The organism is Aquariibacter albus (genome assembly GCF_014145335.1).
GTDB classification, from domain to species: Bacteria; Pseudomonadota; Gammaproteobacteria; order Burkholderiales; family Burkholderiaceae_C; genus Aquariibacter; species Aquariibacter albus.
Genome location: NZ_JACIVI010000001.1, coordinates 224009 through 236310 on the forward strand (window position 1 = coordinate 224009; position 12302 = coordinate 236310).

The 12302-nt window shown below is 73.1% G+C and carries 11 protein-coding genes and 1 riboswitch; of the genes, 3 read left to right on the forward strand and 8 right to left on the reverse strand.

Annotated features, from left to right (window positions below; translation table 11 throughout):
- Window positions 1-2: 2 nt before the first annotated feature.
- The 3 genes from hemF to H4F90_RS01080 all read right to left on the reverse strand — a co-directional run bounded on the left by hemF (window position 3) and on the right by H4F90_RS01080 (window position 3102).
- Window positions 3-986: an oxygen-dependent coproporphyrinogen oxidase gene (gene hemF, locus H4F90_RS01070; RefSeq protein WP_182660637.1), complete on the reverse strand. Its 984-nt coding sequence runs from the start codon at window positions 984-986 to the stop codon at window positions 3-5.
- Window positions 987-1050: 64 nt separating this feature from the next.
- Window positions 1051-2334: a phosphoribosylamine--glycine ligase gene (gene purD, locus H4F90_RS01075; RefSeq protein WP_182660639.1), complete on the reverse strand. Its 1284-nt coding sequence runs from the start codon at window positions 2332-2334 to the stop codon at window positions 1051-1053.
- A 42-nt stretch (window positions 2335-2376) separates the two neighbouring features.
- Window positions 2377-3102, reverse strand: coding sequence for a YebC/PmpR family DNA-binding transcriptional regulator (locus H4F90_RS01080; RefSeq protein ID WP_182660641.1), 726 nt, complete (start codon window positions 3100-3102; stop codon window positions 2377-2379).
- Between the two features lie 102 nt (window positions 3103-3204).
- Between H4F90_RS01080 and H4F90_RS01085 the strand changes: the two genes are divergently transcribed.
- A complete protein-coding gene (locus H4F90_RS01085) occupies window positions 3205-4761 on the forward strand; it encodes a helicase HerA-like domain-containing protein (RefSeq protein WP_182660643.1) in 1557 nt (518 codons plus the stop codon).
- Window positions 4762-4788: 27 nt separating this feature from the next.
- Here the strand turns inward: H4F90_RS01085 and H4F90_RS01090 are convergent, their stop codons facing one another.
- Window positions 4789-5214 (reverse strand): hypothetical protein, encoded by a 426-nt coding sequence (locus H4F90_RS01090; RefSeq protein ID WP_182660645.1) that lies wholly within the window; start codon window positions 5212-5214, stop codon window positions 4789-4791.
- A gap of 248 nt (window positions 5215-5462) precedes the next feature.
- Between H4F90_RS01090 and H4F90_RS01095 the strand changes: the two genes are divergently transcribed.
- Together H4F90_RS01095 and H4F90_RS01100 are read left to right on the forward strand one after the other, a co-directional pair.
- Window positions 5463-7274, forward strand: a complete 1812-nt coding sequence (locus H4F90_RS01095) for a glutamine--tRNA ligase/YqeY domain fusion protein (RefSeq protein WP_182660647.1) — start codon at window positions 5463-5465, stop codon at window positions 7272-7274.
- Window positions 7275-7365: 91 nt separating this feature from the next.
- Window positions 7366-8277 (forward strand): hypothetical protein, encoded by a 912-nt coding sequence (locus H4F90_RS01100; RefSeq protein WP_182660649.1) that lies wholly within the window; start codon window positions 7366-7368, stop codon window positions 8275-8277.
- Here H4F90_RS01100 and H4F90_RS01105 read toward each other — a convergent pair.
- The 4 genes from H4F90_RS01105 to H4F90_RS01120 all read right to left on the reverse strand — a co-directional run bounded on the left by H4F90_RS01105 (window position 8168) and on the right by H4F90_RS01120 (window position 11721).
- Complete coding sequence (locus H4F90_RS01105; protein WP_182660651.1) at window positions 8168-8854, reverse strand: hypothetical protein; 687 nt, start codon at window positions 8852-8854, stop codon at window positions 8168-8170. The two genes, H4F90_RS01100 and H4F90_RS01105, sit on opposite strands and share 110 nt — an antisense overlap.
- Window positions 8855-8985: 131 nt before the next feature.
- Window positions 8986-9609, reverse strand: a complete 624-nt coding sequence (locus H4F90_RS01110; RefSeq protein ID WP_182660653.1) for a response regulator — start codon at window positions 9607-9609, stop codon at window positions 8986-8988.
- The gene (locus H4F90_RS01115) at window positions 9606-11021 is read right to left on the reverse strand and encodes a sensor histidine kinase (protein ID WP_182660655.1); all 1416 of its coding nucleotides are present in this window, start codon (window positions 11019-11021) and stop codon (window positions 9606-9608) included. The genes H4F90_RS01110 and H4F90_RS01115 overlap by 4 nt, the downstream gene beginning before the upstream one ends.
- A 97-nt stretch (window positions 11022-11118) precedes the next feature.
- Window positions 11119-11721, reverse strand: a complete 603-nt coding sequence (locus tag H4F90_RS01120) for a cysteine hydrolase family protein (RefSeq protein ID WP_182660657.1) — start codon at window positions 11719-11721, stop codon at window positions 11119-11121.
- A gap of 266 nt (window positions 11722-11987) precedes the next feature.
- A riboswitch (cobalamin riboswitch) is annotated at window positions 11988-12212 on the forward strand.
- Window positions 12213-12302: the final 90 nt, after the last annotated feature.

Genomic DNA, 12302 nt, shown 5'->3' on the forward strand with positions numbered 1-12302 from the left:
CCTCAGCCGCCCTGCGCCCAGTCCCGCGGACGCAGGAAGTCGCTGTAGAGCCGGGCCTCGGGCGTGCCGGCCTCGGGCTTCCAGTCGTAGCGCCAGCGCACGATCGGCGGCATCGACATCAGGATGGCCTCGGTGCGGCCGCCCGATTGCAGGCCGAAGAGCGTGCCGCGGTCGAAGACCAGGTTGAACTCGACGTAGCGGCCGCGGCGGTAGGCCTGGAAGTCGCGCTGCGCCTCGGTGTAGGGCAGGGCGCGGCGGCGCTGCACGATGGGCAGGTAGGCCGGGATGAAGGCATCGCCGACGCTGCGCAGCATGGCGAAGCTCTGCGCGAAGCCCAGTTCGTTGAAATCGTCGAAGAAGATGCCGCCGACGCCGCGCGGCTCGCCGCGGTGCTTCAGGAAGAAGTACTCGTCGCACCAGGCCTTGAAGCGCGGGTGCAGCCCGGCGCCGAAGGGCGCCAGGGCATCGCGGCAGACGCGGTGGAAGTGCACGGCGTCCTCTTCCACGCCGTAGTAGGGCGTCAGGTCCATGCCCCCGCCGAACCAGGTGACGGTCTCCGTCGTGCCGTCCGCCAGGGGGCGGTGGGCCGCCAGCATGCGAACGTTCATGTGCACGGTGGGCACCTGCGGGTTGCGCGGGTGGATGACCAGGGAGACGCCCATGGCCTCGAAGGGCGCGCCGGCCAGCTCGGGCCGGTGCTGGGTGGCCGAGGGCGGCAGCGCAGGCCCGCGCACATGGCTGAAGTTGCAGCCCCCGCGCTCGAAGACGGCGCCTTCCTCGATCAGCCGCGACAGGCCGTCGCCCTGCAGGCGCTCCCCGGGCGCACGCGTCCAGCCGTCGCGCAGGAAGGTGCCACCGTCCTCGGCCGCCAGGGCCGCGATGATGCGGTCCTGCAGGTCCAGCAGGTAGGCACGGACCGCCGCGGTTTCGGGCGAGGCCAGCGGCGCCGGGGCGGTGGGCGAGGGGGACAGGGGAGAGGTGCTCATCGGAGGAAGGGCCGGAGGCCGTGGGACGTCGGGCGACGCGCCGCAGGCCGCGGCCGGCGCGCGATCAACGCTTGATCGCGCGGTGGCCGATGTCGCGACGCAGTTGCATGCCGTCGAAGTGGATGCCGGACAGCGCCTCGTAGGCCCGCGCCTGCGCGAGCTTGGCCGAGTCGCCGAGCGCCGTCACGCAGAGCACCCGACCGCCGCTGACGATCGGATGGCCCTGCGCATCGAGCGCGGTGCCGGCGTGGAAGATCATGGCATCGTCCGACGCAGCCGGCAGACCGTGGATGCGGTCGCCCGCCCGCGGTTGCGCGGGATAGCCGGCCGCGGCCATCACCACGCCGAGCGCGAAGCGGCGATCCCATTGCAGTTCCACCTGGTCGAGCGTGCCATCGGCAGCATGCTGCAGCACATCGACCAGATCGCTCTTGAGCCGCATCAAGATCGGCTGGGTTTCCGGGTCGCCGAGGCGGCAGTTGAACTCCAGCGTCTTCACGCCGCCCTTGGCGTCGATCATCAGGCCGGCGTAGAGGAAGCCGGTGTAGGGGATGCCGTCGCGGGCCATGCCGTCGAGCGTCGGCTGGATCACCTCCTGCATCGCCCGGGCATGCACATTGGGCGTGACCACCGGGGCCGGCGAATACGCGCCCATGCCGCCCGTGTTGGGGCCGGTGTCGCCATCGCCCAGGCGCTTGTGGTCCTGGCTGGTGGCCAGGGCCAGCACGTGGCGGCCATCGGCCAGCACGATGAAGCTGGCTTCCTCGCCCGTCAGGAATTCCTCGATCACCACGCGTGCGCCGCCGTCGTTGTGCAGCACGCCCAGGGTGTTGGCCGAGAGCATGTCGTCGATGGCGGCATGCGCTTCCTCAAGCGTCATCGCCACGACCACGCCCTTGCCGGCGGCCAGGCCATCGGCCTTCACGACGATGGGGGCGCCCTGCGCGTCGACGTAGGCATGGGCGGCCGCCGCGTCGGTGAAGGTCTCGTAGGCCGCCGTCGGGATGGCATGGCGCTTCATGAAGGCCTTGGCGAAGGCCTTGGAGCTTTCGAGCTGCGCCGCGGCCCGGCTGGGGCCGAAGATGCGCAGGCCGCGTGCGCGGAAGGCATCGACCACGCCAGCGGCCAGCGGCGCTTCGGGGCCGACCACGGTCAGGCCGATCTTCTCGGCCTCGGCGAAGTCGGCCAGGGCCGTCACGTCGCGCAGCGGCAGGTTGACGAGATTGGCGTCGAGCGCCGTGCCGCCATTGCCCGGGGCGACGAAAACCGTCTGCACCCGCTTGGATTGGGCGAGCTTCCAGGCCAGCGCGTGTTCGCGCCCGCCATTGCCGATCACCAGCACTTTCATTGGAATCCGTCCCTGTGGTGTTGCTTGGTGCGGCCCGGCGCGTCAAGCGTCGATCACCGCGTTGTGGAAGACGTCCTGGGCATCGTCCAGGTCCTCCAGCACGTCGAGCAGCTTCTGCATCCGCGCCGCGTCCTCGCCCTGCAGCTCGATGGTGTTCTCGGCCCGCATCGTGACCTCGGCCACCTCGGGCACCAGGCCGGCGGCCTGCAGCGCATCGCGCACGGCCTCGAAATCGGCCGGGGCGGTCAGCACCTCGATGGCACCGTCCTCGTCCGTCACCACGTCCTCGGCCCCGGCTTCCAGGGCGATTTCCATCACTTTGTCTTCCGAGGTGCCGGGCGCGAAGACCATCTGCCCGCAGTGCTTGAACTGGAAGGCCACCGAGCCCTCGGTGCCCAGGTTGCCGCCGTACTTGCTGAAGGCGTGGCGCACTTCGGCCACCGTGCGCACGCGGTTGTCGGTCATGCAGTCGACCAGGATGGCCGCGCCGCCGATGCCGTAGCCCTCGTAGCGGATCTCCTCGTAGCTCACGCCTTCGAGGTTGCCGGTGGCCTTGTCGATGTTGCGCTTGACCGTGTCGGCCGGCATGTTGGCGGCCTTGGCCTTGTCCACCGCCAGGCGCAGGCGCGGGTTGGCATTGGGGTCACCGCCACCCTGGCGGGCTGCGACCATGATCTCGCGGATCACGCGGGTCCAGACCTTGCCCCGCTTCTCGTCCTGCCGCCCCTTGCGGTGCTGGATGTTGGCCCACTTGGAATGTCCGGCCATGGTGCTCTCTCTGCGGTTCGTGTTCTCTTTAGGATGGCGGTGATTTTAGGCGCGGCCCCCGGGTCGCCCCGGGGCCTCCCCCTTCCGAGTCGTCTTTCCGCCATGCCCGATCCCATCCTGCTGGCCCGCCGCGAGGCCATCCGCTGCGAACTGCTGCCCGCCCTGGCCAACCGCCATGGCCTGGTCACCGGCGCCACCGGCACCGGCAAGACCATCACCCTGCAGACCCTGGCCGAGGGCTTCAGCCGCCTGGGCGTGCCCGTCTTCCTGGCCGACGTGAAGGGCGACCTGACCGGCATCAGCCAGCCCGGCCGCATCGGCGAGAAGGTCGCGAAGATCCTGGCCGAACGCGGTCTGGAGGCTCCGGCCCCGCAGGCCTGCCCGGTGACGCTGTGGGACGTGTTCGGCGAGCAGGGCCACCCGGTGCGGGCCACCGTGTCCGACATGGGCCCGCTGCTGCTGGGCCGCATGCTGGCGCTGAACGAGACCCAGCAGGGCGTGCTGCAGATCGTCTTCAAGATCGCCGACGACCACGGCCTGCTGCTGCTCGACCTCAAGGACCTGCGCGCCATGCTGCAGCACGTCGGCGAGCACGCGAAGGACTACACCACCGCCTACGGCAACATCAGCGCGGCCAGCGTCGGCGCCATCCAGCGCGGCCTGCTGGCCATCGAGGCCCAGGGCGGCGACCGCTTCTTCGGCGAGCCCATGCTCGACATCGCCGACTTCATGCAGACCGTCGACGGCCAGGGCGTGGTCAACATCCTGGCGGCCGACAAGCTGATGACCGCCCCGCGGCTCTACGCCACCTTCCTGCTGTGGCTGCTGTCCGAGCTGTTCGAGACCCTGCCGGAGGTCGGCGACCTGGACCAGCCCAAGCTCGTCTTCTTCTTCGACGAGGCCCACCTGCTCTTTGCCGATGCGCCCAAGGTGCTGGTCGAGCGCATCGAGCTGGTCGTGCGTCTGGTGCGCTCCAAGGGCGTCGGCGTGTACTTCGTCACGCAAAACCCGCTGGACCTGCCCGACAGCGTGCTCGGCCAGCTCGGCAACCGCGTGCAGCACGCGCTGCGCGCCTTCACCCCGCGCGATCAGAAGGCCGTCAAGGCCGCGGCCGAGACCATGCGCGCCAACCCCGGCCTGGACGTGGCCACCGCCATCACCGAGCTGGGCGTGGGCGAGGCCCTGCTGAGCCTGCTCGATGCCAAGGGCCGGCCCGGCATCACCGAGCGCGCCTATGTGCTGCCACCCGGCAGCCAGATCGGCCCGATCACGGCCGAGCAGCGCCAGGCCCTGCGGGCCGGCTCGCTGGTCGCCGGGGTCTACGAGAAGACGGTGGACCGCGAGAGCGCTTTCGAAGCCCTGAAACAGCGCGCCGGTGCCAGCGCCGAGGCCGGTGATCGCCAGGCCCGCGAAGGCGGCCAGGCGGGCGGCCAGACCGCAGGCGGCGCGGCCCAGGAAGCGGCCGGTTCGGCCGCGGGGGGCTTGCTGGGCGGACTGAGTGATCTGCTGTTCGGCTCCACCGGCCCCCGCGGCGGGCGCCGCGAAGGCCTGGCCGAGATGGCGGCCAGGAGCGCGGTGCGCACCGTCGGCTCGGCGGTGGGCCGCGAGATCATCCGCGGCGTGCTGGGCGGCCTGCTCGGTGGCGGCAGGCGGCGCTGAGCGCCGACCGGCCGCAGGCCCGGGCGCTCAGCGGTGGCCGTGGCCGTGGCGGTGCTCGTCGTGCCGGTCCCAGCGGTCCCAGCGTTCGTGGCGCTCCTCGCGTCGTTCGTCGCGCCGCCCATCGCGGCGGCCGTCGCGGTAGCCCTCGCGCCAGCCGCGATCGTGGTCGCGGTGCCAGCCCGGTCCGCGCGGCGGGCCGCTCCAGTAGGCCGGCGGGCCGTACACCACGGCCGGGGCCGGGTAGACCACCACCGGCGCCGGCCCGTAGCCATAACCGCGCTGCGGGTGGTTCGAGATCACCGTGCCAATCGGCGGCAGCTGCACGCCGATCGACCAGTGGATGTCCGAACCGGCCTCGGCGGCCCCGGCCGCCAGCAGGCCACCGCCGGCCAGGGTGAGGGCCGCCGCGGCGCGGCGCAGACGGGCCCGCAGCGGCGGGCGAGAAAGGTTCATGGCAAGCATCGCAGGTCTCCTGGGCGGGCTTTCCGGGCCCGTGCCGCCTCAACGCGGCCCGCGCGCGGGCCGATGACCGCGCGCAGGTAAAGCTGTGTGAAGCCGCTTCACCCGCCGCGGCCCGGGCCGCGGGGGCCGGTCGATAGAATCGCGGCCCAGTTCCCCGGGTGGCCCGGCCCCTGCGCCGGGTCTGCGGACCTCCCGTGCCGCGCCCGCCGGCGCCTTGCCCGACCGAATCCTGCCGCCCCATGTCCGGACCGCCCGCCGACGCGCCCAAGCCCAGCCATTTCCTGCGCCAGATCATCGAGCGCGACCTCGCCAGCGGCCTTTACGCCGGCCGCCGCTTTGCCGGCCGGCCTGGCGATGCGGCCCTCCATGCTGCCGGCCCGCTGGACGCCGCAGCCATCCGCACCCGCTTTCCGCCCGAGCCCAACGGCTACCTGCACGTCGGCCACGCCAAGAGCATCTGCCTGAACTTCGGCCTGGCGCGCGACTACGGCGGCCTGTGCCACCTGCGCTTCGACGACACCAACCCCGAGAAGGAAGAGCAGGAGTACGTCGACGCCATCGACGAGGCCGTGCGTTGGCTGGGCTTCGGCTGGGAGGAAGCCGATCCGGCCGGCGGTCCGCCGCGCCAGCACCGCTACTTCGCCAGCGACTACTTCGACTTCATGGTCCGCGCCGCCGAGGCCCTGATCGATGCCGGTCTGGCCTATGTCGACGAGCAGAGCGCCGAGCAGATGCGCGCCCACCGCGGCGACTTCACCACGCCCGGCACCGACAGCCCCTATCGCAGCCGCACGCCGGCCGAGAACCGCGCGCGCTTCGCCGAGATGCAGTCCGGCCGTCTGCCCGACGGCGCCGCCGTGCTGCGCGCGAAGATCGACATGGCCTCGCCCAACATCAATCTGCGCGATCCGGCCCTCTACCGCATCAAGCATGCGACGCACCACAACACCGGCGACCGCTGGTGCGTCTACCCCATGTACACCTTCGCGCACCCCATCGAGGACGCGCTCGAAGGCATCACCCACAGCATCTGCACCCTGGAGTTCGAGGACCAGCGCCCCTTCTACGACTGGCTGCTGGATCGGCTGGTCGAGCTGGGCCTGATCACCACCCCGCGCCCGCACCAGCACGAGTTCGCGCGCCTGAACCTCAGCTACGTCGTCACCAGCAAGCGCAAGCTCCGGCAGCTCGTCGACGAAGGCCATGTCGAGGGCTGGGACGACCCGCGCATGCCGACCCTGGTCGGCCTGCGCCGCCGCGGCGTCACGCCCGAAGCGCTGCGCCTGTTCTGCGAGCGCATCGGCGTCACCAAGGACCACGCCTGGATCGAGGATGTCGCGCTCGACGCCGCCCTGCGCGAGGACCTGGAAGGCCGGGCCCCGCGCGCCATGGCCGTGCTCGACCCGCTCAAGCTCAAGCTCAGCAACTGGGACGCCGTCTACGGCCCCGGCCACCTGGAGCCCTGCGAGGCCCCGGCCCATCCGCAGCGGCCCGAGCTGGCGCCGCGCCGCTTCAGCCTCGGCCCCGAGCTGTGGATCGAGCGCGAGGACTTCGCCGAAGTGCCGCCCAAGGGCTACTTCCGCCTCTTCCCCGGCAACAAGGTGCGGCTCAAGTACGGCCTGATCGTCGAATGCACCGGCTGCGAGAAGGATGCCGAGGGCCGCATCACCGCCGTCACCGCCAACGTCGTGCCCGACACCCGCAGCGGCACGCCCGGCGCGGACGCCGTCAAGGTCAAGGGCACCATCACCTGGCTGGGCGCGCAGGCGCCCGAGGCGGGCGGCGGCCTGCCCGCCGAGCTGCGCCTGTTCGAGCGCCTGTTCACCGAGGCCCAGCCCGATGCCGGCGGCCGCGACTTCCTGACCGTGCTGAACCCGGCCAGCCGCCGCGTGCAGCAGGGCTATGTCGAGCCGGGCCTGGCGGCGCTCGCGCCCGAATCGCACCTGCAGTTCGAGCGCCACGGCTACTTCGTCAGCGACCGGCAGGACCATGCGCCCGGCCGGCCGGTGTTCAACCGCATCACCGGCCTGAAGGACAGCCGCGGCCGGTGAGGGAGCCGGCTCCCGGCGTTCCGGGGGATGGTCGGCGCAGGGGCCTGCCGGCACGATGCGGGTCTTCCCCGCCCGCTGCCCGGAGGCCCTCATGTCCACCCTCGACACCCAGCTTGTCGCCGGCCTCGCGCCGGCCTTCAAGCGCCGCAACGCCGGGCTGGATGCCTGGTTCTACGACACCGGCGCGCTGACGCCCGACGAGCAGGCCGGCGTCGGCCCCGGGGCCGACGAGGAGGGTGCGTTGATCGTCGTGCCGCCTGGCGGCAGCGGCCGGCGCATCCGCCACCATCCCGACATCGCGCACTTCCTGGCCGCCGAGGGCGAGACCGTTCAGGCGCTCGTCGTGGCCGGCGTCGGCAGCTCGGCCCTGGGCACCGCCGCGCTCGCGCGCAATGTGGCCGACGCCTACGGCATCGAGGTGGCGGGCCTGGTCAGCGGCTACGGCGCGTCCGATCTGCTCAGCGAGGCCCTGGGGGGCTGGTTCTTCTACGGCGCCACCGACCGCTTCCGCCACGGCCTGCGCGAGCTGGGTCGCCGCCTGCAGGCGCCCACCCCGCCGGCCCCGGCCCCGTCGGGCGGCCGGGTCGGCGCAAGGGCGAAGCCGGTCTCGCCGCTGGCCGATCTGGACGCCCTGGCCGCCCTGCTCGTGGCCGCGCCGCCGCGGCTGCGCCTGCTGGTCGGCCACAGCAAGGGCTGCCTGATGATCGACCATGCCCTCGAACGGCATGCCGACGCGCTGCGCCGCCAGGGCCGTGACTCGCCCCTGTTCGAGCGCTTGCGGATCGTCACCTTCGGCGCCGTCTGCGATCTGCCGCCGGTCTACCGCCACCGCCACCAGTTCCTCGGCGCGCTCGACGGTTTCGGCGGCCTGAACTCGCGGCTCGACCTGCCCTTCACTCGCGTGTCGGGCGCCTGGCATCACCTGAACCGCCATTTGCCGGCGCATCTCGATGCCGTGGCCTGTCTGCGCGAGCAGGTGCCGCTGGACGGCCTGGCGGCTTGATCGCCGCGGCGGGCACCCGCCGGCCCGCGGGCGGGGCGGTGGCGGGCTTGCGGGCTTCCTCGGCGGCGAGATCCTCCATGAAGCGCTGCAGCATCCGCCATTCGCCTCCCGGGCTGTGCAGCGCCGGTTCCAGCAGGGCCACGCCCGGCCCCTGGCGGCTCTGGCAGGCCAGCATCTCGATCCGGTCACCGAAGCGCTCGCGCTGCCCCTGATCGCGCAGGAAGGCGTCCTGCGCGCGGTAGGCGCGGCGTTCCGAGCGCAGCACGGCCTCGCAGTCCTCGGCGGCCGGGGTCTGGCCGGCCTCGGCCTCCAGCGCGTGGACCAGCTCGTGCAGCAGGAAGGAGCGGCCCACCGGATGGGCCAGGTCCAGGGTGTCGGCCAGCAGGATGCGCCGCTCGGCCGGGTCGTGGTGGGCCTGCATGCCGCGGCAGTCCGCCGGCCGGTCGGGGCAGACCCGGGCGTGCAGCTGCGCCAGCGGCAGCTGCTCGACGTGCGGCGCGACGCCGACGTCCCCCGCGGGCAGGTCGCTGAGCTGGGCGGCCAGCAGCAGCAGCTGGCTGAGGATCGCGGCATCCATGACGGGCCCTCCAGACGCGGTCGGCACGGTCGGCCGCAGCCCCGCACCGCTCGACTTTAGGCGCCGCGCCGCGCCGCGGCGCAGAGCCCCCGTGCCGCGCTCGGCTGTCCGGGGGGGGCGGGGCGCTGTGCTCAGGCCTCCAGCCAGCCGCGTCGCCAGGCCAGGCGGGCCAGGTCGAAATCGCTGGTCGTCTGCAGCTTGGCCTTGATCTGGTAGTGGATGTTGTGCACGGTCTTCACGCTCAGGCAGAGCTGATCGGCGATCTCGCGCACGCTGCGGCCCCCGACCAGCGCGCGCAGCACCTCGAATTCGCGCGGGCTCAGGCCGTGCGGGCCGGTCTCGCCGGTGTCGGCCTCGCTCACTGCCTCGAGATCGGCGCTCAGCACGCGGCGTCCGGCATGCACCTCGCGCACGGCCCGCACCAGCTCGCCGGGCGGGCTGCTCTTGGTCACGTAGCCCAGTGCGCCGGCACGCAGGGCCTGCAGCACCCAGACCTCGTCGCGGTACATGCTGAAGGCCAGGCAGCGGCTGGCGGGGTCGCGCTGGCGCAGGCGGGTGATCAGCTCGATGCCGCCCAGGCCCGGCAGCGCCAGGTCCACCACCAGCACGGCCGGCCGCAGCGCCCGCCACAGGCGCAGGGCGTCCTCGCCGTCGCCTGCCTCGCCGACCACCCGCATGTCGAGCTGCAGCTCCAGCAGGCGCCGGTAGCCCTCGCGGACGACGGCATGGTCGTCGACCAGCAGCACATCGATCATCGCGCCCCCTCCCCAGCGGCCGGCAGCGGGGGCAGGTCCACCGCCAGCTGCATGCCGCCGCCGGGCGGCAGGCTGAGCTGCAGGCGGCCATCCAGGGCCTGCACGCGTTCACCCAGGCCGAGCAGGCCGTGGCCGGGCGCCAGGCCCTGCGGGCCGGGGCCACGGCCGTCGTCCTGCACGACGACGCGCAGGCCGCCGTCCTCGCGCAGCCCCAGGCTGACCTGGACCTGGGTCGCCTGGCCGTGGCGGCAGGCATTGCTCAGGCCTTCCTGCACGATGCGGTAGACATGCACGGCATGGCCGGCCGGCAAGCGGCCCAGGTCGAGTCCGCTGTCGGGCAGGACGAGCCGGCAGGCGATCGGCTCCCCATCGGGCCGCCGCCGCGGGCTGTCGACCAGGGCCTGCAGCGCCGGGCCCAGGCCGAAGCGGTCGAGGGCGGCCGGCCGCAGCTCGTGCAGCACCTGCTGCAGACCGTCCAGGGCCTGGGCGGTCAGGCTGGCGATGCGCTGCGCCCCGCCGAGCAGGGCCGGGTCGGCATGGCGTTCGGCCAGCGCGGCGCTGACCGCCGCCTCGGCCTGCAGCGCGCTCAGGCGCTGCGCCATCTCGTCGTGCAGCTCGCGGGCCAGGCGGCGGCGTTCCTCCTCGCGCACGTCCAGCAGGCGCAGGGCCAGGCGGCGCTGTTCCTCGATCAGGGCGACCCAGGCCTCGGCCAGGCGGTTGAAGCTCTGCGCGACATGGCGCAGCTCGCGCAGGGCTGGCAGCGGCAAGCGCACGCGGCGGTCGCCGCCTTCGAGCCGGGCCAGCGCGGCCAGGATCTGCTGTGTCGGCTCCAGCGCGCGGCGCACCGGCCGCGTCACGGCCAGCAGCATCAGGCCGAGGCCGGCGGCCACCGCCAGCAGCAGCCGCAGGCGCTCGGCCCAGGCGTGGCCGACCTGCTCCCAGGGCACCTGGCTTTCGACCCGCGCGACCACGATGCCGGCCGGCATCAGCAGCGTGCGTTCGTCGCGCAGGTCCTCGGCCGGACGCAGGCGTTCGCCGAGCCAGCGGTCCAGCGCGGACTCGGGCCGCACCGGTTCGCAATGAACGGCCATCAGCGGGCCTCGCAGGTTGTAGGCCGCCAGGCACAGGGGGATGCGGCGCGCCAGCGGGTCCAGCACCTCGGGCCGCAGCACCAGGTTCTCGCGGTCGAAGGAGCCGGCGCGGCGGGCGATGTCCTCCTGCAGCAGGGTGACCGCCAGCTGGGCGCTGGCCGGCAGCTCGGCCAGCGCATTGCGCCGCAGCTGCCAGCCCTCCCACAGGCCCAGGCCCAGCAGCAGGGCCAGGGCCAGGGCGGTCCAGCGCAGGATCAGGCTGCGCTGCAGGTCCAGCGCGGGTTGCAGGGGCAGCGGGGTGGGGGCGGGCAGATCGGACATGCAGGGGCGCGGCGCGGCGGCGCCTCATCTTGCCGCAGCCCGGCCGCGGCCCCGCGCGGCGCCGTCGGTCGCAGGCAAGTTGCCTGCGGTGCCGGGCTCAGTCCGGCAGGGCCGCGGCCGTGTCGGCGATGGCGGCGTAGAGGTCGCGCGTGGCGGCCAGGGCCGCATCGTGCACCTGCGCGGCCGCCACCACCTTGCCCTGGGCGCCGGTCAGCGCCCGGGTGGCGGTGGCACTCGCGACGAGGGTCGGCGCATAGCCGAGGTTGAAGGCGCCGTGCGCGGTCGAGTTCACGCACATGTGGGTCATGAAGCCGGCCAGCACCAGCTGCTTCACGCCCAGGGCCTTCAGGCGCTCGTCGAGGTCGGTACCGACGAAGCTGTTCGGGTAGTGCTTGACGATCACCGGCTCGCCCTCGATCGGCGCGACCGGCTCGGCGATGGCGCCGATCTCGGCCCGGATGTCGTAAGGCGTGCCGGGGCCGGCGTCGTGCTGGATGTGGATGACCGGCACGCCGGCGGCCCGGGCGCGCAGCAGCAGCCGCTGGGCCTCCTGCAGCGCCGGCTCGACGCCTTCGAGCTGCATCAGGCCCTCGCGGTAGGTGTTCTGGCAGTCGATCAGGATCAGGGCCGCTTCCGACAGGCGGCAGGGGCTCTGGCCGAGGCCGACCAGGTCGCGCAGGGCAGGGGAGGGTGTGCTCATGGGGGGGCTTCCAGCAAAGGGGGAGAGGCCGGGCCGGCAGGACCGGGCGCGGCCGAAGTGTGCGCCGCGATTCAAGGGCAGCCGCAGCCCGGCCACCAGCCCGCGCCATCCCCTATGAAACGGCGTGCCTGGGTGGCCTGTCGTGCGGCGGCCACGCGGGGCCGAGGATCCGACTGGCATGATCGGGTTTCTTCCCGGCGGGGCGCCCTGCGCCCCGCCGGGCCGTTTGGGTTTCATGCAGGAGTCCTCGTCCGGCGCACGGCGCACGGCAAACCCCCTCCCCAGGTGTCCGCGGCGCGCAGCGCGCGCGGGTGAAACGGGAAACAGGGCGCGGCCATGCCGCCAACCTGTGCTGCCCCCGCAACGGTAAGCAAGTGCGGGTGGGCCCCGATCGGCCGTGAGGCCGGTCTGTCACTGCGGTGCCTGCACCGTGGGAAGACGGCCCATCAAGACTTGTCAGCCCGGAGACCGGCCTGAGGAATCGACGATGCGGCCTGCCCCGCCCACCCGGGTGCGCGGCGGCTGCATCCAAGGCCCATCGACCTGCGGGGATCCAGGTCCGAACCTCTGTTTCCGTCCCA